19 protein-coding genes and 1 tRNA gene are annotated in these 22,212 nt (G+C 68.7%); 18 read left to right on the top strand and 2 right to left on the bottom strand.

Annotated elements, in window-relative coordinates; genetic code table 11:
- Positions 1-136: 136 nt before the first annotated feature.
- The 10 genes from RGE_RS13840 (at position 137) to RGE_RS13795 (ending at position 8,977) form a co-directional block, all read left to right on the top strand.
- Positions 137-1,096, top strand: coding sequence for a DMT family transporter (locus RGE_RS13840; RefSeq protein WP_014429038.1), 960 nt, complete (start codon positions 137-139; stop codon positions 1,094-1,096).
- A gap of 84 nt (positions 1,097-1,180) precedes the next feature.
- Entirely contained in the window at positions 1,181-1,957 is a 777-nt protein-coding gene (locus RGE_RS13835; RefSeq protein WP_100226714.1) for a polysaccharide deacetylase family protein, read from the top strand.
- Positions 1,954-3,024 carry a glycosyltransferase gene (locus RGE_RS13830; RefSeq protein WP_014429036.1) on the top strand — a complete coding sequence of 357 codons (1,071 nt, stop codon included), beginning with the start codon at positions 1,954-1,956 and terminating at the stop codon, positions 3,022-3,024. The genes RGE_RS13835 and RGE_RS13830 overlap by 4 nt, the downstream gene beginning before the upstream one ends.
- Positions 3,025-3,274: 250 nt before the next feature.
- A complete protein-coding gene (locus RGE_RS23270) occupies positions 3,275-4,576 on the top strand; it encodes a tyrosine-type recombinase/integrase (RefSeq protein ID WP_014429035.1) in 1,302 nt (433 codons plus the stop codon).
- Between the two features lie 284 nt (positions 4,577-4,860).
- On the top strand, positions 4,861-5,067 hold the full coding sequence (locus RGE_RS13820) for a hypothetical protein (protein ID WP_043784108.1): 207 nt from the start codon (positions 4,861-4,863) through the stop codon (positions 5,065-5,067).
- A 439-nt stretch (positions 5,068-5,506) separates the two neighbouring features.
- Positions 5,507-6,097 (top strand): recombinase family protein, encoded by a 591-nt coding sequence (locus tag RGE_RS13815; protein WP_014429033.1) that lies wholly within the window; start codon positions 5,507-5,509, stop codon positions 6,095-6,097.
- 303 nt (positions 6,098-6,400) lie between these two features.
- Positions 6,401-6,646 (top strand): hypothetical protein, encoded by a 246-nt coding sequence (locus RGE_RS24300; RefSeq protein WP_158443094.1) that lies wholly within the window; start codon positions 6,401-6,403, stop codon positions 6,644-6,646.
- A complete protein-coding gene (locus RGE_RS13805) occupies positions 6,603-7,379 on the top strand; it encodes a ParB N-terminal domain-containing protein (protein WP_014429032.1) in 777 nt (258 codons plus the stop codon). Before RGE_RS24300 ends, RGE_RS13805 begins: the two co-directional genes overlap by 44 nt.
- Before the next feature lie 185 nt (positions 7,380-7,564).
- Entirely contained in the window at positions 7,565-8,191 is a 627-nt protein-coding gene (locus tag RGE_RS13800) for a hypothetical protein (RefSeq protein ID WP_014429031.1), read from the top strand.
- A gap of 198 nt (positions 8,192-8,389) precedes the next feature.
- Positions 8,390-8,977, top strand: coding sequence for a hypothetical protein (locus RGE_RS13795; protein WP_014429030.1), 588 nt, complete (start codon positions 8,390-8,392; stop codon positions 8,975-8,977).
- Positions 8,978-9,101: 124 nt separating this feature from the next.
- Here RGE_RS13795 and RGE_RS13790 read toward each other — a convergent pair.
- A tRNA-Ser gene (locus RGE_RS13790) sits at positions 9,102-9,192 on the bottom strand.
- 186 nt (positions 9,193-9,378) lie between these two features.
- Between RGE_RS13790 and RGE_RS13785 the strand changes: the two genes are divergently transcribed.
- Positions 9,379-11,643 (top strand): arginine/lysine/ornithine decarboxylase, encoded by a 2,265-nt coding sequence (locus RGE_RS13785; RefSeq protein ID WP_014429029.1) that lies wholly within the window; start codon positions 9,379-9,381, stop codon positions 11,641-11,643.
- An 89-nt stretch (positions 11,644-11,732) separates the two neighbouring features.
- On the opposite strand, the gene fabI is transcribed toward RGE_RS13785, so the two are convergent.
- Positions 11,733-12,515 carry an enoyl-ACP reductase FabI gene (fabI, locus tag RGE_RS13780; RefSeq protein WP_014429028.1) on the bottom strand — a complete coding sequence of 261 codons (783 nt, stop codon included), beginning with the start codon at positions 12,513-12,515 and terminating at the stop codon, positions 11,733-11,735.
- A 401-nt stretch (positions 12,516-12,916) separates the two neighbouring features.
- Here fabI and rimP point away from each other — a divergent pair, with 401 nt between their 5' ends.
- The 7 genes from rimP (at position 12,917) to RGE_RS13745 (ending at position 22,212) form a co-directional block, all read left to right on the top strand.
- Positions 12,917-13,429, top strand: a complete 513-nt coding sequence (gene rimP / locus RGE_RS13775) for a ribosome maturation factor RimP (protein WP_043785422.1) — start codon at positions 12,917-12,919, stop codon at positions 13,427-13,429.
- A complete protein-coding gene (gene nusA / locus RGE_RS13770) occupies positions 13,426-14,904 on the top strand; it encodes a transcription termination factor NusA (protein ID WP_014429025.1) in 1,479 nt (492 codons plus the stop codon). The genes rimP and nusA overlap by 4 nt, the downstream gene beginning before the upstream one ends.
- Before the next feature lie 55 nt (positions 14,905-14,959).
- Positions 14,960-17,902 (top strand): translation initiation factor IF-2, encoded by a 2,943-nt coding sequence (infB, locus tag RGE_RS13765; protein ID WP_014429024.1) that lies wholly within the window; start codon positions 14,960-14,962, stop codon positions 17,900-17,902.
- A gap of 106 nt (positions 17,903-18,008) precedes the next feature.
- A complete protein-coding gene (gene rbfA / locus RGE_RS13760) occupies positions 18,009-18,374 on the top strand; it encodes a 30S ribosome-binding factor RbfA (protein ID WP_014429023.1) in 366 nt (121 codons plus the stop codon).
- A gap of 10 nt (positions 18,375-18,384) precedes the next feature.
- Positions 18,385-19,362: a tRNA pseudouridine(55) synthase TruB gene (gene truB / locus RGE_RS13755; protein WP_014429022.1), complete on the top strand. Its 978-nt coding sequence runs from the start codon at positions 18,385-18,387 to the stop codon at positions 19,360-19,362.
- A gap of 1 nt (position 19,363) precedes the next feature.
- Positions 19,364-21,193, top strand: a complete 1,830-nt coding sequence (typA, locus tag RGE_RS13750) for a translational GTPase TypA (protein ID WP_014429021.1) — start codon at positions 19,364-19,366, stop codon at positions 21,191-21,193.
- Between the two features lie 167 nt (positions 21,194-21,360).
- Positions 21,361-22,212, top strand: coding sequence for a DMT family transporter (locus RGE_RS13745; RefSeq protein WP_052311063.1), 852 nt, complete (start codon positions 21,361-21,363; stop codon positions 22,210-22,212).

Below are 22,212 nucleotides of genomic sequence, written 5' to 3'. Positions count from 1 at the left end.
CGGGGCGGGTTGCGGGGCGGCCCGGCTGGCGGCCCCACGCTGCACATTGTCCGATATTCGCTATGCATCGAGCTTCCGACAGCGTGACACTGTGCGCGTTCACCCTCCCGCCTGCGCGCCCGGCGCGCTCCCCCCGATGGATTCCCGCAAGAACCTCGACGGCCTGGCCGTCGGCGTCATGGTGCTGCTGTGCATGCTCTGGAGCCTGCAGCAGATCTCGCTGAAGGCTGCCGCGGACGACGTCTCGCCGATGCTGATGGTGGCGCTGCGCTCGGCCGTCGCGGCGCTGCTGGTGGCCGGCGTGATGGCCTGGCGCGGTGAGCGCGTTCAGCGCGCCACCGGACGCTGGCGCCCGGGGCTGGGCGTGGGGCTGCTGTTCGCGCTGGAGTACCTGTTCGTCGCCGAGGCGCTGCGCCACACGCATGCCTCGCACGTCGTCGTCTTCCTCTACACCTCGCCGATCTTCGCTGCGGTGGGCCTGCACCTGAAGCTGCCGGCCGAGCGCCTGCGGCCGCTGCAATGGGCCGGCATCGCCGTCGCCTTCGGCGGCATCGCGCTGGCCTTCGGCGGGCGCGGCGGCGGAACGGCGACGGCCATGCAGATGTCAATGCTGTGGGGCGACCTGCTGGCGCTGGCCGCCGGCGCCTCCTGGGGCGCGACGACGGTGCTCATCCGCTGCTCGCGGCTGAGCGAGGCGCCGGCGGCCGAGACGCTGCTGTACCAGCTGCTCGGCGCCTGCGTGCTGCTGGGCGCCGGGGCGCTGGTGACGGGCCAGACCGCGCTGCACGCGACGCCGGCCTTCTGGGCCCACCTCGGCTTCCAGGCGCTGATCGTCTCGTTCGCCAGTTTCCTGGTCTGGTTCTGGCTGCTGCGCCACTACCTGGCCTCACGCCTGGGCGTGCTGTCCTTCCTGACGCCGATCCTCGGCGTCGTCTTCGGCGCCTGGCTGCTGGCCGAGCGCCTGGACGCGGCCTTCGTCGCCGGCGCCGGGCTGGTGCTGGCGGGGGTGCTGGTCGTCAGCGGCCACGCGCTGCTGGGCGGCGGCCGACGCTGGCCGCGAGCCCTGCCAGGCAGCGGCCGCGCCGGGGGCCTCTGATACGATCCGGGTCCCCTTTTCGCCTGCGATCAAGATCCGGCCCGCAGGGGCGCCGCACGACGGCGCCACCTCGTGCAGGCCGCGATGGGAACGCCTTCCGACATGCCGCCCGGCGCCCCGACTCTGTCGATCCTGATGTACCACCAGATCGGGCGCTACCCGCGCCCGGACGCGCACCGGGCGCTGTTCTGCCACATCGATCGTTTCCGCTCCCAGCTCGCCTATCTCGACCGCGCCGGCTTCGACGTGCTGAGCATGGACCAGGCGGTGGACAGCCTGTTCGGCCGCCGTCCGCTGACGCGGCGTTCGGTCGTGATCACCGTCGACGACGGCTACGACGACTTCCGCGAACACGCCTGGCCGGCGCTGCAGGAGCGTGGTTTCCCGGCGATGGTCTACCTGGTCGGCTCGCTGATCGGCCAGCGCTCGTCCTGGCAGACGCACCGCCCGGACCCGGCGCCGCTGATGACCGCCGACGCCGTGCGCCGGCTGCACCGTGAAGGCTGCCACTTCGGTTCGCACACGCTGAGCCATCCGCGGCTGTCGCATCTGCCGGCGGCCGAGCAGCGCCGCGAGATCGCCGACAGCAAGCGCCAGCTGGAGGACCTGCTGGGCGCCGAAGTCGCGCACTTCTGCTACCCCTACGGCGACTACACGGCGCGCTCGCGCGAGTTCGTCGCCGAAGCCGGTTATCGCAGCGCGACGACCTGCATCCGCGGCGCCGGCAACCTGTCCGAGCACCCGCTGGAGCTGACGCGCAAGGCGATCTCCTACGGCGACAACCTGCTCGGCTTCGCCTGGAAGCTGCACTTCAAGCAGGCGCGCAAGGGCAAGGGCGCCCTGGCCGACCGCGTCTCGTGAAGTCGCTGCACCTGATCGGCAGCGCCGAGATGGGCGGTGCCGAACGCTGGTTCAAGCGTTTCCTCGAAGCCATGGTGCGGGCCGGCGAAGACGTGCATGCCGTCGTGCGCCGCGACTCGGACCTGGCGCGCCATCACCTCGGCGGCATCGCGCACAGCGAGCTGGGTTTCCGCACCGTCTGGGACCCGCTGTCGAAGTGGGAGGTCGCGCGCCTGGTCGCGCGCAGCGACGCCCCGATCGTGCAGACCTACATGGGCCGCGCGACGCGGCTGCTGCACCTGCCGCCGAAAGGCCGCCAGGTGCACGTCTCGCGCCTGGGCGGCTATTACAAGCTCGACCCCTTCGTTCACGCCCATGCCTGGATCGGCAACACCCAGGGCTTGTGCGACTGGATGATCGCCGGCGGGCTGCCGGCCGAGCGCGTGCACCACGTCACCAACTTCGCCGACCCGGTGAAGCCGTGTTCGCCCGAAGCGCTGGCCGCGCTGCGCGCCGAACTGGCGGTGCAGGACGAAGACCTGCTGCTGGTCACCGCCGGCCGCCTCATCGACGTCAAGGGCCAGCGCTATCTGCTCGACGCCTTCGCGCGCCTGCCCGAACGGCTGGCCGGCCGCCGGCTGCGCCTCGTCGTGCTGGGCGACGGCCCGCTGGCCGAGCCGCTGCGGGCGCAGGCGCGCCAGCTCGGTGTCGACGGGCGCGTGCACTGGGCCGGCTGGCAGCAGGACCCGACGCCCTGGTTCCACCTCGCCGACCTGATCGTCTTCCCGTCGCGTGACCCGGAGACGCTGGGCAACGTCATCCTCGAAGCCTGGAGCTACGGCAAGCCGCTGGTGGCGACCGCCTTCCGCGGCGCACGCGAACTGACGCGCCACGGCGAGGACGCCTGGGTCGTGCCCTGCGACGACGGCGCCGCGCTGGCCGAGGGCCTGCGCACGGTGATCCCCGACGCCGAGCTGCAGGCCGCGATGGTGCGCCAGGGGCGGCGGCGCATCGAACACGAGTTCTCCGAGGCCGCCGTCATCGGCGCCTACCGCGAGCTCTACGCGAAGCTGCTGCGCGAGCGCTGACCACATGCTTGGACTGCCGCCGTCGGAGCAACCGAGGGCGGGCGGGATGGTGGGTCAGGGGAGCGGCCGGGCCGCGTGCTGCCTGCGCTGACGGGGCAGGGGGCCGAAGAAAGATGGCGGAAGGGGCGGGACATTCCGCCGGGTGTGCTCTAAGTGCCTGTCAGGCTTGTTTGCCTGGGTGGAATCGGAGCCAGCGTGGGGGAAATACGTGGGGTAAACTGGTCGCTCCACCATCCGCCCCCGATGCCCCGTGGCCGACCACATCGAGCTGTGCCGCAACGTCTGGTTCGCAACCCTGAAGGTTCCCGCCGATCTGCGCCCCCAGCTTGGGCGGACGAAGTTCAAGCAGACCCTTCAGACCACCGACAGGCGCCGCGCGGTTGAACTGGCGAAGCCTGTCGTCGCGCTCTGGAAGGCGCAGCTCCGGCAACTGCAGGGCGAGCCGGGGGCTGTGAAGACGGAGGCGCTGCGCTGGCGGGCGACGCTGGAGGAACTGAAGAAGGCCGGCGACCACGACACCGCCGAGGCCATGGAGATGCTGGTCACCGACAAGGCCGAGGAGGTCGAGCAGGAGAAGGGCACAGCAGAGGCGCAGGCGTTCGCCTCGCTGGCGCTGGGTTACTCGACCCCGTCGACGCTGCATTACGACGCCTGGGTCGCCTCCATCCAGTACCTCGTGCCGAAGGCCAGGGACCAGTACAAGGCCGACGTTCGCCGGCTTGTCGACCGCTTCGACACCTTGGAGGCGATGACGCCGGGGGCGCTGGCGCAGTGGGCCGAGCAACTGAAGGCCAACCCGAAGGCGCCGGTCTCGCCGGGGTCGCTGAAGCGGATGGTCTCGTGCTGGCGGTCCTACTGGCGCTACCTGCAGGCGGACAAGGTGAAGGCGGTCCCGAAGGGGGTGGATCCGTTCGCGGAAATCGAGCTACCGAGCAAGAAGGCCAAGGGCAAGAGGGCGCAGCGGGAACAGCAGGACCACTGGCTTCCGTTCGATCCTGCCGCCGTGCCGAAGCTGGCGCAGGCCGCGAAGGACAAGGGCGACGACAAGCTGGCGGACTTGATCGCGCTGGGCGCCTACACGGGGGCACGGATCGAAGAGCTGTGCTCGCTGAAGTGGAGGGACGTCAAGGCCGACTCCTTCAGCATCGTCGACTCGAAGACCCACGCCGGGCTGCGTGAGGTTCCGCTGCATCCAGCGCTGCAGCCGCTGATGAAGGCGCTGAAGGAAGAGGCGACCGACGACTACGTCATCGGCGGGCTGACCTTCAACAAGTACGACGACCGATCCAACGCCATCGGCAAGCGGTTCGGCCGGCTGAAGGCCGCGATGGGACACGGCCCGCTCTTCGTGTTCCACAGCTTGCGGAAGACGCTGGTCACGCTGCTGGAGGATGCCGGCGTGTCCGAGAACCTTGCAGCCGACATCGTCGGGCATGAGAAGCCGCGGATCACCTACGGGCTGTACTCCGGGGGCGCGACGCTGAAGACGAAGGCGGAGGCAATCCGCAGGGTGCGCTATCCCGCCAAGGTCGGCCGCGCCGCTGAGTGGTGAGCACGGGAGGCCGCCGATGTTGGGGAGAAATTTCCGAGGGGGCATCTGACGAGCCCGGCGCGCCGGTTTCCCCCCGTGCCCCCCTCCGTCTCCAGATGCGCCGGCCGATAGCGCATGAACGCCGCGCCAAGCGGGCCCTTTCGAGTGCCCGACGCGGTGACCGTCCCTCACCGACAACCGTCCTCTTCACGGGATGCATGGTCTTTTCGCTGCAGCCGTCCGGGGGCTGGCACAGTCCGCCCCGCTGCGATGTTGCAGTGCGACACCCTCGACTCTTGCAAGCCATGCGCTTGATCGTGACCCCCGTCCCTGTCCTCGACTCCATCGCCCGACTCGCGGGCCGCGCTGTCGCCAAGCTGGTTCCATCCGTGGCCGGCGCGGGCGCCTTCTGGGTTGCCGGCGGGCCGTCCTTCGTGGACGCCTGGAAGGAGGACGACGCCTTTAACCTGCGCCTTGGTCGCCTTGAACTGATCCTCGACAGGCGACGCTGACGCTGGAGAGCAGAGAAGAAGGTCGGCCCCGTCGCGGGCCTTCTTCTGTGCCATTCGTCCCTGATGGGGGAAGGTCGGGAGCCAGCCAGGGCGGGCCTGCGGGCGATGGAGGCAGGCGGGCGACTGACAGGCCGCATAGGCGCCCTACAGAGCTTCCGCGGCGCCGGGATGCCGGGTAGGTGGCCGGCGCCTCGTTGAAGGCCCGTAGCGGGCTTTCTGGGGCCATAGCGGGGCGCAAGCAGGCCGACAATGCAGCGCCTGCGCCGGCACCTGTGTCGCGGCTGTCCTGCCGTGGGCGTTGGCCGGGTGACCCCAAGGGCGACCGAAAACGGCCGTTTGCGGGCAGGGGCTGTAGGCGTGACCGAAACCTAGGTTGACAGGGTTTCGGTCATCATCCATGATTCGGGCACCGTTTCCGGTCACCGACTAGAGCCCGCCCATGTCCACCGCCCGAGTCTTCGCCTACTGCCGCGTGTCCACTGCCGAGCAGACCACCGACAACCAGATCAAGGAAATCACCGACGCTGGGTTCGCCCTGAGCCCCCGGCGCATCGTCTGCGAGACGGTCTCGGGCAGTCAGGCCGCACGGCTGCGCCCTCAGTTCGTCAAGCTGCTGGACCGCCTAGAGCCCGGCGATGTCCTCGTCGTCACCAAGCTGGACCGCCTGGGGCGCAGCGCGGACGATGTCCGGTCCACCGTTGAGACGCTGGCGGCGATGGGCGTGCGCGTTCACTGCCTCGCGCTGGGTGGAACTGACCTGACAAGCGCATCCGGCAAGCTGACGATGCAGGTGCTCGCGGCCGTGGCCGAGTTCGAGCTGGACCTGATCCGGGAGCGGACCCGCTCGGGCCTGGAGCGGGCCAAGGGCGAGGGAAAGAAGCTCGGCAGGCCGGCAGCGCTGGCGCCTGAGCAGGTCGCGGACATCCGCCAGCGGCTGCAGTCGGGGCGGGCTACGGTGTCCGCGCTGGCGCGCGAGTTCAACGTCGGCCGGGCCACGATCCAGAGAGCCATCGGCGAAGCGGCCGGCTAAACCCGGGCTATTGCAAAGACGCCCGGCTGACCCGGCGCGCGGCTTTCGCACCATCGCCCTCGACGCCCCCCCCCCCCCCCTGGGTTCGCCGCGCAGGACGTGCGCGATGCCTGCGCGCTCGATCCTATTTGCGCGCCCCGCAGAGGTATCGGGCTAGACCCTGGCTCTTGGAGAACCCCGGACAGCGGCGTAGCCACGCGCCGCGTTTGGTGGACCGCCGACCTAACCCGCGCTTCTCGCGGCAGACGGCGCGCCGTCGTCCGGGGCCGTGCATCAACGTCACAACCCGAAGGAGGTTCCGAAGTGCGAACAGCGCACCCTCGACGAGGACGAGAGCCTGCGGTCTTCCGCAATCTGGCGCTGCCGGTCTCAGTCTTCGACCACATCAAGGATGAGCAGCGCAGGGCCGAAGCCGAAACCGGCGAACGGCCGTCCATCAATCAGACCGTCGCGCGCATCGTGCGCGAGCACCGGCAATACAGCGAAGCGCGGGAAGGCCGCGAACATGAGCAAGCAGAAGAACACCGCCGCGCAGCCCTCCTGCGCTGACGCCGCCATCGAGTGGCGGGAAGAATGGGTGCCGGAGGCGTCCATCATCCGGCACGAGCCGCTGCAGGTCCGCCACAAGCTCGACGCTGGGGCCGTCAAGCGTTACCGCGACATGACCGCCGCCGGGCAAGTGCCACCACCGATCAAGGTCGGTCGGTTACCCGACGGGTCGCTGTACTTGGTAGACGGATGGCACCGGCTGGAGGCCGGCGCGGTCGAACGCCTGAGCAGCTATGAGGCGAACGGCGACGAGGTCCGCGCGCTGGTTGCGGACCTGACGATGTCAGAACTGCGCTGGCAGGCCGCGAGCGCGAACCTCGCTCATGGCGTGCCCCTGAAGACACGCGAGTATCGAGGGGTCTTCCGGGCCTTCATCCGCGCCGGCAAGCACAAGAAGACCGGCCGGGAACTGATGAGCTACCGCGAGATTGGTGCGGCGCTGGGCATCGGGCACACGACGATCCGGCAATGGATGCTCAGGGACTTCCGGGAACTGGCATCCCGCATGGGGGGCCAGGAGCACGGGAACGCGAACGCCGAGCAGCCACCATGCGAAGGCTTGAGTCTCGCCGACGAGCACTTCATCGAAGCCAACAAGGCCACTGCCGGCCTGATGCAGGCGCTGCCGCAGGTCACCCCGGCACACCGGCATAGGATCGTCGAGAGGCTGCGAGCGCTGGTCGCGGAAGCCGAGCGCCTCGGGACCGAGGAGGCAGAACCCGAGCCCTTCTGACCGCAGCCGACAGGCACTGTTCAAAATGAACGGGTGCAGTGAACAGCACGCGGGCTAAGTGCTCGTGCTGCCTTGTGTTTCTGCCCTGAACTCCCCCATCCGCGTTCGCGCCGACAGTAGCCGGCGCACCCTCACCGCCCCCGTTCGGTAAGCTGCCGGCGGGGGCTTCTGCATTGGAGCCACTCATGAGCCACCACAAGACCCCGCGCGCGGGCGCGGATGAACTCGCGAACATCGTCGCCGGCCTCGTCGCCCGCCTGGAGGCCGCGGACAGCATCGAGAGCATCGACTCCGCGCTGGACAGTGCTGCAGCCTTCGCCGGCATGCTGGGGATGGAAAACGTGCCGGTTGCAGCACTTCTCCCAGAACCGGATCGCCCCGTTACCCGCAGCGGCGCCATTCGTTGCTTCGTGGACAGAGGAATGCCTGCCGAGCTTGCAGGCCCGTTCCTCGACGCTGCGGTGCGAATGGTCAGGCTTGAGCACGACGCAAAAAGGCAGCGCATCCGCGAGGCGTTCGCCCATGCGCTACACCTGCTGGAGACCCTCGGCGAAGATGACCCGCGGACGCTCGCCGCCGCGATCAAGGCGGTCGAACTGCAGGCCCCGGGAACGGTCGCCCGAGGGGCTGAAGCTTGCGGGATCAGGCTCCCGAGGCCGACCCACTTCACAGACGATGGCGCGCCGCTTTACAGCGTCGAAGGAGTCGCCGAAGCGCTGGGCCTGTCACCCGAGCAGGTCGCCGCGGATGTTGAGGAACTGGCCGGCGTGACCGACTTCCTGGCGCCCGAGGAAGCGCACCCGGTGCAGTAACGCGACAGATGCCCCGATGGGCGGGCTTGCGCAAAGCGCAGGCTCGCGCGTCCGGGCATCTGCTTTTTCGCGGCGCGTGCATGCCAGCGATGAGGGTGCCGACGCCACATGCAAGCTACTGGCTACTGGCGCCGTCGAGCCAGCCGGCTGCCTCTGTAGTGCTTCGCGCTAGGATGTCGTGGGGAGGGAACGCGCCGTATGGCCGAGCCGCAGTTCTGTCTGCTGACCATAGATCACTGGTCCACATGTATGACCAAGTCCGAGTGGTCGGGGTGGATGCAGGCAATTGGGAGCGTCTTCGCAATCGTGGCAGGTGTCCTCGGCATCTGGTATCAACTTCGCGAGCAGCAGCGGAACTTCCATCGTCAGCAGGCAGCGCAGAGCCTCGGCCAAGTCATTGAACTTCGAGACCTCCTGCTCGTCTGCTCGCAGTTGCTGCAAGAGGCGAACGACTCGGCGCGCACGCCGTCTGGTTATCAGCTCTATCTGACAGAGGCGTACCGCTCTAACAGGTGGACTCAAGCCGTTGAGTTGATGCGCGAGGCGAAGACCTACCCAATCCCGGGAGCTGACCTGAAGGTTGCTTTCCGTGTGGCGATAGAGCAGGTCGAGTGCGCCTTTGGCCTCAGAAACAGGACCCTACTGTCGCTGACCACGATTGGGCCTGAGGATTGGGATGCGCGTACGTCGGACGACGCGGTCCGTTATGCGGCTGCCTTGAAGGTACTCACTGACTCGATCAAGGACTTGGAGGCCGGAGTTGACCGACTCCAAGCCCGGTGCTGATGCGTCAACAGGGCGAGCCCGCTTGCATCGCTGTGCCGGTGCGACAGCGTGGGGGAAATGCGTGGGGGAAAGTGCTTCGGTCTGGAGGCCCGCTCTCCTAGGTGGAGAGGGGCTGCCGAGCATCTGGCGGAAGGGGCGGGATTCGAACCCGCGGTGGGCTGTTAACCCACACACGCTTTCCAGGCGTGCGACTTAAACCGCTCATCCACCCTTCCGGAAATAGCCCGCTAGTCTACCTCAGCTCCGCGGCGCGTCGACCATCGGCGTCGGACAAATGCGTCGAAAGCCGTGCGCGACGCGTCGCGTGCACGGTCCGACCCTTCGTCATCCCACCAGGGGGGCCGGCGCCTCTACACTTCGCGCCTCGTTTCACCCCAGTCGTCCCGACGAGGCCCCGGCCCATGCTGCGCTTTCGCTTTCCCATCGTCATCATCGACGAGGACTTCCGCTCCGAGAACACCTCGGGTTTCGGCATCCGCGCGCTCGCCGAGGCCATCGAGAAAGAGGGCTTCGAAGTCGTCGGCGCCACGAGCTACGGCGACCTGTCGCAGTTCGCGCAGCAGCAAAGCCGCGCCAGCGCCTTCATCCTGTCGATCGACGACAACGAGTTCACGCCCGGCCCCGAGCTCGACCCGGCGGTGCTGAACCTGCGCAAGTTCATCGAGGAGATCCGCTTCAAGAACGCGGACATCCCGATCTACCTCTACGGCGAGACGCGCACCAGCCAGCACATCCCGAACGACGTGCTGCGCGAGCTGCACGGCTTCATCCACATGTTCGAGGACACGCCGGAGTTCGTCGCCCGGCACATCATCCGCGAGGCCCGCAGCTACCTCGACGGCCTGGCGCCGCCGTTCTTCAAGGCGCTGATGGACTACGCCCAGGACGGCTCGTACTCCTGGCACTGCCCCGGGCACTCGGGCGGCGTCGCCTTCCTGAAGAGCCCGGTGGGCCAGATGTTCCACCAGTTCTTCGGCGAGAACATGCTGCGCGCCGACGTCTGCAACGCCGTCGAGGAACTCGGCCAGCTGCTCGACCATACCGGCCCGGTGGCGGCGTCCGAGCGCAACGCGGCGCGCATCTTCAACGCCGACCACTGCTTCTTCGTCACCAACGGCACCAGCACCAGCAACAAGATGGTCTGGCACCACATGGTGGCGCCGGGCGACGTGGTCGTGGTCGACCGCAACTGCCACAAGTCGATCCTGCACTCGATCATCATGACGGGCGCGGTGCCGGTGTTCCTGACGCCCACGCGCAACCACTACGGCATCATCGGTCCGATCCCCGAAAGCGAGTTCTCGCGAGAGGCGATCGAACGCAAGATCGCCGCCAACCCGCTGCTCGCCGGCGTCGACCCGAAGCAGGTCAAGCCGCGCATCCTGACGCTGACGCAGAGCACCTACGACGGCGTGCTCTACAACACCGAGACGATCAAGCACGCGCTCGACGGCTATGTCGACGCGCTGCACTTCGACGAGGCCTGGCTGCCGCACGCCGCCTTCCACCGCTTCTACGGGCCCTTCCACTCGATGGGCAAGAAGCGGGCGCGGCCGAAGGACCAGTTGGTCTTCGCGACGCAGTCGACGCACAAGCTGCTGGCCGGCATCAGCCAGGCCAGCCAGGTGCTGGTGCAGGACGCGACCGAGCGCAAGCTCGACCGCCACCTCTTCAACGAGGCCTACCTGATGCACACCAGCACCTCGCCGCAGTACGCGATCATCGCCAGCTGCGACGTCGCCGCGGCGATGATGGAGGCGCCCGGCGGCCCGGCGCTGGTCGAGGAGAGCATCGTCGAATCGCTGGACTTCCGCCGCGCGATGCGCAAGGTCGAGCTCGAGTTCGGCGATGGCGACTGGTGGTTCAAGGTCTGGGGCCCGGACGATCTCGCCGGCGAAGGCATCGGCCAGAGCGCGCAGTGGGTGCTCGAGGCCGACGACGAGTGGCACGGCTTCGGCGCGCTGGCCGACGGGTTCAACATGCTGGACCCGATCAAGTGCACCTTGATCACGCCGGGGCTGGACCTGTCGGGCCGCTTCGCCGAGACCGGCATCCCGGCGTCGATCGTCACCAAGTTCCTCGCCGAACACGGCGTCGTCGTCGAGAAGACCGGGCTCTACTCGTTCTTCATCATGTTCACGATCGGCATCACCAAGGGCCGCTGGAACACGCTGCTGACGGCGCTGCAGCAGTTCAAGGACGACTACGACCGCAACGCGCCGATGTGGCGCGTGCTGCCCGAGTTCTGCGCCGCGCATCCGCGCTACGAGCGCATGGGCCTGCGCGACCTCTGCCAGGCGATCCACGAGCAGTACGCCAAGGGCGACATCGCCCGCCTGACGACCGAGATGTACGTCTCGGAGATCGTGCCGGCGATGAAGCCGACCGACGCCTTCGCCCACATCGCGCAGCGCCGCACCGAGCGCGTGGCCGTCGACGACCTGGAAGGCCGCATCGCGACCTCGCTGCTGACGCCGTACCCGCCGGGCATCCCGCTCCTGATCCCGGGCGAGCGCTTCAACAAGCGCATCGTCGACTACCTGCGCTTCACGCGCGAGTTCAACGCCGCCTTCCCGGGCTTCGCGACCGACGTGCACGGCCTCGTCGAGGACGTCGACGCCCAGGGCCGTCGCGGCTACTTCGTCGACTGCGTGCGCGAGGACTGATCGGCGCGCCGAGAGGAAAAACGGCCGGGAGGCGTTGCCCTCCCGGCCGTTCTGATTTGCGCAGCGCAAGGCGGCGATGCCGCCGGCACTCACTCCTCGCCGCGCACCATCGCCTGGCTGAAGCCGCCGTCGACGTAGGTGATCTCGGCGGTGACGCCGGAGGCCAGGTTCGACAGCAGGAAGGCGGCGACGTTGCCGACTTCCTCGATGGTCACGTTGCGGCCCAGCGGCGCGCTGCCGGCCACCAGGCCCAGCAGCTTGCCGAAGTCCTTCACGCCGCTGGCGGCCAGCGTCTTGATCGGGCCGGCGGAGATGCCGTTGACGCGGATGCCGCGCGGGCCGAGGCTGGCCGCGAGGTAGCGCACGCTGGCTTCGAGCGAGGCCTTGGCCAGGCCCATCGTGTTGTAGTTCGGCACCGCGCGCACCGCGCCCAGGTAGCTCATCGTCAGCAGCGCCGCATCGGGCTTGAGCATCGGCAGCGCCGCCTTGGCCAGGGCCGGGAAGCTGTAGGCCGAGATGTCGTGGGCGATGCGGAAGGCTTCGCGCGACAGGCCGTCGAGGAAGTCGCCGCCGATCGCCTCGCGCGGCGCGTAGCCGATCGAATGCACGAAGCCGTCGAACTGCGGCCAGTGCTCGGCCAACTGCTTGAACATCGTTTCGATCTGGGCGTCGTCGCCGACGTCGCATTCGAACACCAGTTCCGAATCGAACTCGCGGGCGAACTCGGTGATGCGGTCGCGGAAGCGCTCGCCGACATAGCTGAACGCGAGCTCCGCGCCTTGCGCACGGCAGGCGCGGGCCACGCCGTAGGCGATCGAGCGATTGGAGAGCAGGCCGGTGATGAGCAGGCGCTTGCCGGCAAGAAAACCCATGGTGACTCCGTTCTTGGGGAAGGCGGGATTTTGGCATCCCTGCAGCGCCGGTGTTCTGCCCTTGCTCAGGATTTGAGCCGCGGCTATAATGCCCCTTTCCCGGGAAATGCTGGCGTGGGCGGATTCTTCCAGCCCATTTTTTTTGCTCGAACGCCTTTTCGGGGTTGCCGGCGTGCTTGCCGAGGGCTATCGAAGCCCGAACAGACAAGCGCGTCGCGACCTCCGGCTCAAGAAGGCGGCAGCAAGACGCCTCGGCGGCCCCGGGGGGTGACGCCAGCATCGGGCAACCGGTGACGGCGGGCGCGAACCGGTAAAGGACACGGGGCACTTTGAGCGAAGCGGACACGGCAGACAAGGCAGGCGCCAGCGGCGACGGACGTCGCACGAGCTGGCGCGACACGATCGAGCGCACGGTCGCCGGCCTGGGTTACGACCTGGTGGACATCGAGCGCGTCGGTCGCGGGCTGCTGCGTGTCACGATCGATCGCATCCCCGGCCAGGCCTACCCGGTCGAAGGCGAGTTCATCACGGTCGAAGACTGCGAAACCGTCACGCGCCAGCTCCAGTATGTGCTGGAAGTCGAGAACGTCGACTACGAGCGCCTGGAAGTCTCGTCCCCCGGGCTGGACCGGCCGCTGCGCCGTGCCGCCGACTACGAGCGTTTCTCCGGTCAGGAGATCGAACTCACGCTGCGGCAGCCGTTCCAGGGCCGCAAGCATTGGAAGGGTGTCCTGAACAAAGCGGAAGGCGAGGGCTGGTGTCTCGTCTTCCAGGACGGCAAGGCCGAGCAGGTGCTGGCGTTCTCGCTCGACGAGGTGCGCGAGTCCCGGCTCGTCCCGGTGGTGGATTTCAAAGGCCGGCGCGGCCGCAAGGCCGGCACTGAGCCGGGGGTAGACGGAGGTCTGGAGCGATGAATCGCGAAATGCTGATGCTGGTGGACGCCATCTCGCGCGAGAAGACGGTCGATCGCGACGTCGTCTTCGGCGCGGTCGAGGCCGCACTGGCCTCGGCCACGAAGAAGCTGCACGGCGGCGAGGTCGACATCCGCGTGGCGGTCGACCGGGAAACCGGCGAGTACGAAACCTTCCGCCGCTGGCACGTCGTGCCCAACGAGGCCGGCCTGCAGAACCCGGATGCCGAGGTCCTGCTGTTCGAGGCCCAGGAGCAGATCGCGGACATCGAGGTCGACGACTACATCGAAGAGTCGGTCGAGTCGGTGCCCATCGGTCGCATCGGTGCCCAGGCGGCCAAGCAGGTGATCCTGCAGAAGATCCGCGACGCCGAGCGCGAGCAGCTGCTCAACGACTTCCTGGCGCGTGGCGACAAGATCTTCGTCGGCACCGTCAAGCGTCTGGACAAGGGCGACATCATCGTCGAGTCCGGCCGGGTCGAAGGGCGCCTGAAGCGCAGCGAGATGATCCCGAAGGAAAACCTGCGCTCGGGCGACCGCGTGCGGGCTTTCATCCTCGGCGTCGACCCGACGCAGCGTGGCCCGCAGATCATGCTGTCTCGCAGCGCGCCGGGCTTCATGGTCGAACTCTTCGCCCAGGAAGTGCCCGAGATCGAGCAGGGCCTGCTGGAGATCAAGAGCTGCGCCCGCGACCCGGGCAGCCGCGCCAAGATCGCCGTCGTCAGCCATGACCGCCGTGTCGACCCGATCGGCACCTGTGTCGGCGTGCGCGGCTCGCGCGTCAACGGCGTGACGACCGAACTCGCCGGCGAACGCGTGGACATCGTGCTGTGGTCGGAAGACCCGGCGCAGTTCGTCATCGGCGCGCTGGCCCCGGCGAACGTGCAGAGCATCGTCGTCGACGAGGAGCGCCACGCGATGGACGTGGTCGTCGACGAGGAGAATCTCGCGATCGCCATCGGCCGCGGCGGCCAGAACGTGCGCCTGGCGTCCGAACTGACCGGCTGGCGCATCAACATCATGACCGCCGAGGAATCGCAGGCCAAGCAGGCCACCGAGACCGAGTCGGTGCGCAAGGTGTTCGTCGAGAAGCTCGACGTCGACGAGGAAGTCGCCGACATCCTGATCGCCGAAGGCTTCACGAGCCTCGAGGAAGTGGCCTACGTGCCGCTGCAGGAGATGCTCGAGATCGACGCGTTCGACGAAGACACCGTGCACGAGCTGCGCACCCGTGCCAAGGACGCGCTGCTGACGATGGAGATCGAGCGCGAGGAGAAGGTCGACGAGGTGTCGCAAGACCTTCGCGATCTCGAGGGGCTGTCGCCCGAGCTGATCGGCAAGTTGTCCGACGGCGGCGTCAACACCCGCGACGACCTCGCCGACCTGGCCGTCGACGAACTGGTCGAGATGACCGGCGTCGACGAGACGCAGGCGCGTGCCCTGATCATGAAGGCGCGCGAGCATTGGTTCACTGCCTGAACGACAGACTGCTGAACGCTCGCGCCCGCTGCAAAAAACCGAGGAATACCGCCACATGGCCGTGACTACCGTCGCCCAGTTCGCCCTCCAGCTCAACCGCCCGACGGCGGCGCTGCTGGAGCAGCTGCAGTCGGCCGGCGTCGCCAAGAAGTCGCCCGACGACGCGCTGACCGACGCGGACAAGGAGCGTCTGCTCGAGTTCCTGCGTTCGTCGCACGGCACTGGCGGCGCCGAGCGCAAGAAGATCACCCTGACGCGCAAGTCGACCACCGAGATCAAGCAGGCCGATGCCAGCGGCAAGGCTCGCACGATCCAGGTCGAGGTGCGCAAGAAGCGTGTCTTCGTCAAGCGTGACGACGTCCCCGGCGGCGAGATGACCGCCGGCCCGTCGGCCGAGGAGCTCGATCTCCAGCGCCGCGAGGAAGAAGCGCGCGCCGAAGCCGAAGCCCTGCGCCGCCAGGAAGAGGAACTCGCCGAGCAGCGCCGCCGCCGCGAAGAGCAGGAGCGCCAGGCCCGCGAAGCCGCCGAAGCTGCTGCCAAGGCCGCCGCCGAAGCGGCTGCCAAGGCCGCCGCCGAAGCCGCCGCGAAGGCCGCCGCCGAAGCCGCCGCCAAGGCTGCGGCCGAGGAAGCGGCGCGTGCCCAGGCCGCGCAGTCGGCCAAGCCGGCCGAAGCCGCGAAGCCGGCCGCGGCGGCCGAGGCGGCCAAGCCCGTCGAAGCCGCCAAGCCCGCCGAAGCTCCGAAGGCCGAACCGGCCAAGCCCGCCGAGCCGCCCAAGCCGGTGCTGCGTGTCGTCAAGGCTGCCGACAAGGCCGCCGAGGACAGCGCACGTCAGGCCGAACTCGAACGCAAGCGCAAGGCCGCCGAGGCCGAGGCCGCCGCCATCCGCGCGATGATGGCGCAGCCGCGCAAGACGCTCGTGGCCAAGAAGCCCGAGGAGCCGAAGCCCGAAGCGGCCAAGGAAGCGATCAAGGGCACGATCCACAAGCCGGCCGCCAAGCCGGGCGCACCGGGTTCCGCGCCGTCGTCGACGACGGCCGCCAAGCCGGGCGACAAGAAACAGGTCAAGTCCGAGAAGCTGTCCTCGAGCTGGGCCGACGACGCCGCGAAGAAGCGTGCCGCGCTGAAGACGCGCGGCGACGCCGGTGGCGCGCGTCCGGGCTGGCGTGCGCCGCGTGGCGGCATGCGGGGTGGCCGCGGTGACCGCGACGGCGGCTCCAACTTCACGCCGCCGCCCGAGCAGCAGATCCAGGAAGTGCACGTGCCGGAGACGATTTCCGTCGCCGACCTCGCGCACAAGATGTCCGTCAAGGCCAGCGAGCTGATCAAGCAGCTGATGAAGCTGGGCCAGATGGTCACGATCAACCAGCAGCTGGACCAGGAAACGGCCATGATCCTCGTCGAGGAGATGGGCCACAAGGCGTTCGCCGCCAAGCTGGACGATCCGGAAGCCTTCACCGAGGAAGAGACCGCCGCGCACAACGCCGCCGAGGCGCTGCCGCGTCCGCCGGTCGTCACCGTGATGGGCCACGTCGACCACGGCAAGACCTCGCTGCTGGACTACATCCGCCGTGCCCGCGTCGCCGCGGGTGAAGCCGGCGGCATCACGCAGCACATCGGCGCCTACCACGTCGAGACGCCGCGCGGCGTCGTCACCTTCCTCGACACCCCGGGCCACGCGGCGTTCACCGCGATGCGTGCCCGCGGCGCCAAGGCGACCGACATCGTCATCCTGGTCGTGGCCGCCGACGACGGCGTCATGCCGCAGACCAAGGAAGCGATCTCGCACGCCAAGGCGGCCCAGGTGCCCATCGTCGTGGCGCTGAACAAGATCGACAAGCCGGACGCCAACCCCGAGCGCGTGAAGAGCGAGCTCGTCGCCGAAGGCGTCGTGCCCGAGGACTTCGGCGGTGACTCGCCGTTCGTCCCGGTGTCGGCCAAGACCGGTACCGGCATCGACGACCTGCTCGAGCAGGTGCTGCTGCAGGCCGAGGTGCTGGAACTGAAGGCGCCGGTCGAAGCCGCCGCCCGCGGTCTCGTCATCGAAGCCCGCCTGGACAAGGGCCGCGGCCCGGTGGCCACGGTGCTGGTGCAGAGCGGCACGCTGAAGAAGGGCGACGTCGTGCTCGCCGGCTCGAGCTACGGCCGGGTCCGCGCGATGCTCGACGAAGACGGCAAGAACACCGAGTCCGTCGGTCCGTCGATGCCGGTCGAGATCCAGGGCCTGACCGAGGTGCCGCAAGCCGGCGACGAGTTCATCGTGCTGACCGACGAGCGCCGGGCGCGCGAAATCGCCACCTTCCGCCAAGGCAAGTACCGCGACGTCAAGCTTGCGAAGCAGCAGGCCGCGAAGCTGGAAAACATGTTCGACCAGCTCGGCGACGCCGCGCAGACGCTGCCGCTGATCATCAAGGCCGACGTGCAGGGTTCGCAGGAAGCGCTGGCGCAGAGCCTGCAGAAGCTTTCGACGGCCGAGGTCAAGGTGCAGATCGTGCACGCGGCGGTCGGTGGCATCAGCGAGAGCGACGTCAACCTGGCGATCGCCTCCAAGGCCGTCATCATCGGCTTCAACACGCGGGCCGATGCCGGTGCGCGCAAGCTGGCCGAGGGCAACGGCGTCGACCTGCGCTACTACAACATCATCTACGACGCGGTCGACGAGGTGAAGGCGGCGATGGCGGGCATGCTGGCGCCGGAGCAGCGCGAGGAAGTCATCGGCATGGCCGAGATCCGCCAGGTGTTCGTGGCCAGCAAGATCGGCACGGTCGCCGGCTGCATGATCACGGCCGGCCAGGTGACCCGCAACGCACGCTTCCGCCTGCTGCGCGACAACGTCGTCGTCTACACCGGCGAGATCGAGTCGCTCAAGCGGATGAAGGACGACGTTCGCGAAGTCAAGGAAGGCTTCGAGTGCGGCATCAAGCTGAAGAACTACAACGACATCCGCGAAGGCGACCAGCTCGAAGTCTTCGAAGTCAAGGAAGTGGCGCGGACTCTGTGAGTCCCCTTGGCTCCCGCCCGGCCGCAATGCCGGGCGAGGGGCGCTACCGACCTTGATCGCGAGCGGCCCCGCCTTGGCGGGGTCGCGTGTTTTTTGGAGCATCCCGATGCGTCACAAGAAAGCCCCCGTCAACCGCAGCTTCCGCGTCGCCGACCAGATCCAGCGTGATCTGGCCGATCTGATCCGCGAGCTGAAGGACCCGCGCATCGGCATGGTCACGATCAACAGCGTCGAGGTCTCGCCCGACTACGCGCACGCCCAGGTCTATTTCTCGGTGCTGGTCGGCAGCGCCGAGGACAGCGCCACGGCGCTCAACGAAGCCGCCGGCTTCCTGCGCAACGGCCTGTTCAAGCGCCTGGCGATCCACACCGTGCCGACGCTGCACTTCCATTTCGACCGCACGACCGAACGTGCGGCCGACCTGTCGGCGCTGATCGCCAAGGCCAACGCCACGCGCGCCAAGGACGACTGAGCCCGCCGCGATGAGCAACGCCCGTCCTCCCCGTTTGCCGCGCCGTGCCCTGCACGGCGTGCTGCTGCTCGACAAGCCGATCGGCTGGACGAGCAACGACGCGCTGCAGAAGACCAAGGGTCTGCTGCGCGCGGAGAAGGGCGGCCACACCGGCACGCTGGACCCGCTGGCCACCGGGCTGCTGCCGCTGTGCTTCGGCGCCGCGACCAAGTTCTCACAGGCCAGCCTGGACGCCGACAAGCGCTACACCGCGACCCTGCACCTGGGCCGCACGACGAGCACCGGCGACCTCGAAGGCGAAGTCGTCGAGGAGCGCCCGGTCGACTGCGACCGCGCCGCGATCGACGCCGTGCTGGCGCGGTTCACCGGCGAGATCGACCAGCTGCCGCCGATGCACTCGGCGCTCAAGCACCAGGGCCGTGCGCTCTACGAGTACGCGCGCCAGGGCGTCGAGGTCGAGCGCGAGCCGCGCCGGGTGACGATCCGATCGCTGGCCGTGCTCGACTGGAACTCGCCGACGCTGGTGCTCGACGTCGAGTGCAGCAAGGGCACCTACGTGCGCACGCTGGCCGAGGACATCGGCCGCGCGCTCGGCTGCGGCGCCCACCTGTCGGCGCTGCGCCGCACCGCCAGCGGCGCCTTGTCGCTGCAGGGCGCGGTGACGATCGCCGAACTCGAGGCGATGGCGCCCGAGGCGCGCGCCGCGCTGCTGCACCCGGTGGACTGCCTCGTCGCCGACTGGCCCGCCGTGCGACTGGACGAGGAGGACGCCGGTCGTTTCCTCAGCGGCCAGCGCCGCCGCATCCAACATGCCGACGCTGCCGCCGTGCGCGTCTATGGCCCCGATCCGCGCGCCTTTCTCGGCAGCGCCCACGTCACCCGCGGCGAACTCATCGCCGACCGCCTGCTGAGCCCGCCCGAAGTGGCGTCGCAGCTCGGCGCTCCCGTCCCACTTACTTCCGCCACGCCCGCCGAGGCCGAGGCCTGACATGACCCAGCCGATCCGCAACATCGCCATCATCGCCCACGTCGACCATGGCAAGACCACGCTCGTCGACCAGCTCCTGCGCCAGAGCGGCACCTTCCGTGACAACGAGAAGATCGCCGAGCGCGTGATGGACAGCAACGACATCGAACGCGAACGCGGGATCACGATCCTGGCGAAGAACTGCGCCGTGCGCTGGCAGGACACGCACATCAACATCGTCGACACCCCGGGGCACGCGGACTTCGGCGGCGAGGTCGAACGTGCGCTGTCGATGGTCGATGGCGTCGTGCTGCTGATCGACGCCCAGGAAGGCCCGATGCCGCAGACGCGCTTCGTGACCAAGAAGGCGCTGGCGCTGGGCCTCAAGCCCATCGTCGTCGTCAACAAGGTCGACAAGCCCGGCTCGCGCCCCGACTACGTCATCAACGCCGCCTTCGACCTGTTCGACAAGCTCGGCGCCACCGACGACCAGCTCGACTTCCCGGTGGTCTACGCCTCGGGCCTGAACGGCTGGGCGGCGCTGGAAGAGGGCGAGCCGGGCGAAGCCTGGGGCACCGACATGGCGCCGCTGTTCGAGACCATCCTCAGGCACGTACCGGCGCACGAAGGCTCGGCCGAGGCGCCGCTGCAGCTGCAGATCTCCTCGCTGGACTACTCGACCTTCGTCGGCCGCATCGGCGTCGGCCGCGTCAACAGCGGCACGCTCAAGCCCGCGCAGGACGTGCTGGTGATGGAAGGCCCGGACGGCCGCAGCTACAAGGGCCGCATCAACCAGGTGCTGAAGTTCGAGGGCCTGAACCGCGTGATGGCCGACGAAGCCGGCCCGGGCGACATCGTGCTCGTCAACGGCATCGAGGACGTGGCCATCGGGGTCACGCTGACCGACCCGGCCAACCCGCAGCCGCTGCCGATGCTGAGCGTCGACGAGCCGACGCTGACGATGAACTTCTGCGTCAACACGAGCCCCTTGGCCGGCCGCGAAGGCAAGTACGTCACCAGCCGCCAGATCTGGGACCGTCTGCAGAAGGAACTGCAGAGCAACGTCGCGCTGCGCGTCAAGGAGTCGGGCGAAGACGGCATCTTCGAGGTCTCCGGCCGCGGCGAACTGCACCTGACGATCCTGCTGGAGAACATGCGCCGCGAAGGCTACGAGCTGGCGGTCAGCAAGCCGCGCGTCGTCTTCCACGACGACGGCGGCGAGCGCCAGGAGCCGATCGAGCTGGTGACGGTCGACGTCGAGGACCAGCACCAGGGCGGCGTCATGCAGGCCCTGGGCGAGCGCAAGGGCGAACTCGCCAACATGGAAGTCGACGGCCGCGGCCGCGTGCGCCTGGAGTACCGCATCCCCGCGCGCGGGCTGATCGGCTTCTCCAACGAGTTCATGAACCTGACGCGCGGCACCGGCCTGATCAGCAACATCTTCGACGGCTACGAGGCCTACAAGGGCGAGATCGCCGGGCGCAAGAACGGCGTGCTGATCAGCATGGACGACGGCGAGATCATCACCTACGCGCTGGGCAAGCTCGACGACCGCGGCCGCATGTTCGTCAAGCCTGGCGACCCGACCTACGAAGGCATGATCGTCGGCATCCACAGCCGCGACAACGACCTCGTCGTCAACGCCACGCGCACCAAGCAGCTGACCAACTTCCGCGTCAGCGGCAAGGAAGACGCGATCAAGATCACGCCGCCGATCGAGCTGACGCTGGAGTACGCGGTCGAGTTCATCGAGGACGACGAGCTGGTCGAGATCACGCCGAAGAGCATCCGGATCCGCAAGCGCCATTTGAAGGAGCACGACCGGAAGCGTGCTTCGCGCGAAGGTAGTTGAACGCTGGCGGCGTGCGCCGCCCGCGTTCCGCTCTTCCGCACCGCTCCCCCCAGCCCCCCTCCGAGGGGCGGGCTCTGGCTAGATAGTTGCCCGGCTCGCTGCGCGAGCCTCTGTGGGCCATTCGCTCTTCTGCTTCTGCCGTGACACGCCGCAACGCCGTCCTGCTGATGATTCTCGTGACCTTCCTGTGGAGCATCGCGGGGGTGGTCACGCGGCAGCTCGAGGCGGCGCGCAGCTTCGAGGTGACGTTCTGGCGCAGCGCGTTCAACGCGCTGGCCTTGCTGGCGCTGCTGTCCTGGCTGCGCGGGCCGGCGCAGATCGTGCGCGCGATCCGCGACGGCGGGCGCATCGTCTGGTTCTCGGGCCTGTGCTGGGCCGCGATGTACACCTCGTTCATGGTCGCGCTGACGCTGACGACGGTGGCCAACGTGCTCGTGACGATGGCGCTCGGGCCGCTGATCACCGCGCTGCTGGCGCGGCTGGCGCTCGGCCACCGGCTGCCGGCGCGCACCTGGGGCGCGATCGGCGTCGCCGGCGCCGGCATCGCCTGGATGTACGGGCAGCAGCTGAGCGGCGACACGCGCCACGTGCTCGGCACGCTGGTGGCGCTGGCCGTGCCGGTGTCGGCGGCGGTCAACTGGACCCTCCTGCAGTCGCGCCGCGACGACCGCTCGACCGACATGCTGCCGGCGGTGCTGATCGGCGCGACGCTGTCGGCGCTGGCGACGCTGCCGCTGGCGATGCCGTTCCAGGCCTCGGCGCACGATCTCGGCCTGCTCGCGCTGCTGGGCTCGGTGCAGCTCGCCGTGCCCTGCCTGATCGCGGTCGCGCTGTCGCGCGTGCTGCCGGCGGCCGAGATGTCGCTGCTCGGGCTGCTGGAGGTGATCTTCGGCGTCACCTGGGCCTGGCTTGGCGCCGGCGAATCGCCCGACATGGCGGTGCTGGTCGGTGGCCTGCTCGTGCTCGCCGCGCTGGCGGGCAACGAGTGGCTGGGCATGCGCCGCCGCGTCTTCGCCTGA

The organism is Rubrivivax gelatinosus IL144 (assembly GCF_000284255.1).
Classification (GTDB): Bacteria; Pseudomonadota; Gammaproteobacteria; order Burkholderiales; family Burkholderiaceae_C; genus Rubrivivax; species Rubrivivax gelatinosus_A.
This window is presented reverse-complemented; position numbering and strand designations above follow the sequence as displayed.

Bases quoted from the DNA above. Each gene is read 5' to 3' on its own strand.
- RGE_RS13840 (WP_014429038.1), top strand. From the start codon at position 137: ATGGATTCCCGCAAGAACCTCGACGGCCTGGCCGTCGGCGTCATGGTG.
- RGE_RS13835 (WP_100226714.1), top strand. From the start codon at position 1,181: ATGGGAACGCCTTCCGACATGCCGCCCGGCGCCCCGACTCTGTCGATC.
- RGE_RS13820 (WP_043784108.1), top strand. From the start codon at position 4,861: ATGCGCTTGATCGTGACCCCCGTCCCTGTCCTCGACTCCATCGCCCGA.
- RGE_RS13815 (WP_014429033.1), top strand. From the start codon at position 5,507: ATGTCCACCGCCCGAGTCTTCGCCTACTGCCGCGTGTCCACTGCCGAG.
- RGE_RS13805 (WP_014429032.1), top strand. From the start codon at position 6,603: ATGAGCAAGCAGAAGAACACCGCCGCGCAGCCCTCCTGCGCTGACGCC.
- RGE_RS13800 (WP_014429031.1), top strand. From the start codon at position 7,565: ATGAGCCACCACAAGACCCCGCGCGCGGGCGCGGATGAACTCGCGAAC.
- RGE_RS13795 (WP_014429030.1), top strand. From the start codon at position 8,390: ATGGCCGAGCCGCAGTTCTGTCTGCTGACCATAGATCACTGGTCCACA.
- RGE_RS13785 (WP_014429029.1), top strand. From the start codon at position 9,379: ATGCTGCGCTTTCGCTTTCCCATCGTCATCATCGACGAGGACTTCCGC.
- fabI (WP_014429028.1), bottom strand. From the start codon at position 12,515: ATGGGTTTTCTTGCCGGCAAGCGCCTGCTCATCACCGGCCTGCTCTCC.
- nusA (WP_014429025.1), top strand. From the start codon at position 13,426: ATGAATCGCGAAATGCTGATGCTGGTGGACGCCATCTCGCGCGAGAAG.
- infB (WP_014429024.1), top strand. From the start codon at position 14,960: ATGGCCGTGACTACCGTCGCCCAGTTCGCCCTCCAGCTCAACCGCCCG.
- rbfA (WP_014429023.1), top strand. From the start codon at position 18,009: ATGCGTCACAAGAAAGCCCCCGTCAACCGCAGCTTCCGCGTCGCCGAC.
- truB (WP_014429022.1), top strand. From the start codon at position 18,385: ATGAGCAACGCCCGTCCTCCCCGTTTGCCGCGCCGTGCCCTGCACGGC.
- typA (WP_014429021.1), top strand. From the start codon at position 19,364: ATGACCCAGCCGATCCGCAACATCGCCATCATCGCCCACGTCGACCAT.
- RGE_RS13745 (WP_052311063.1), top strand. From the start codon at position 21,361: ATGATTCTCGTGACCTTCCTGTGGAGCATCGCGGGGGTGGTCACGCGG.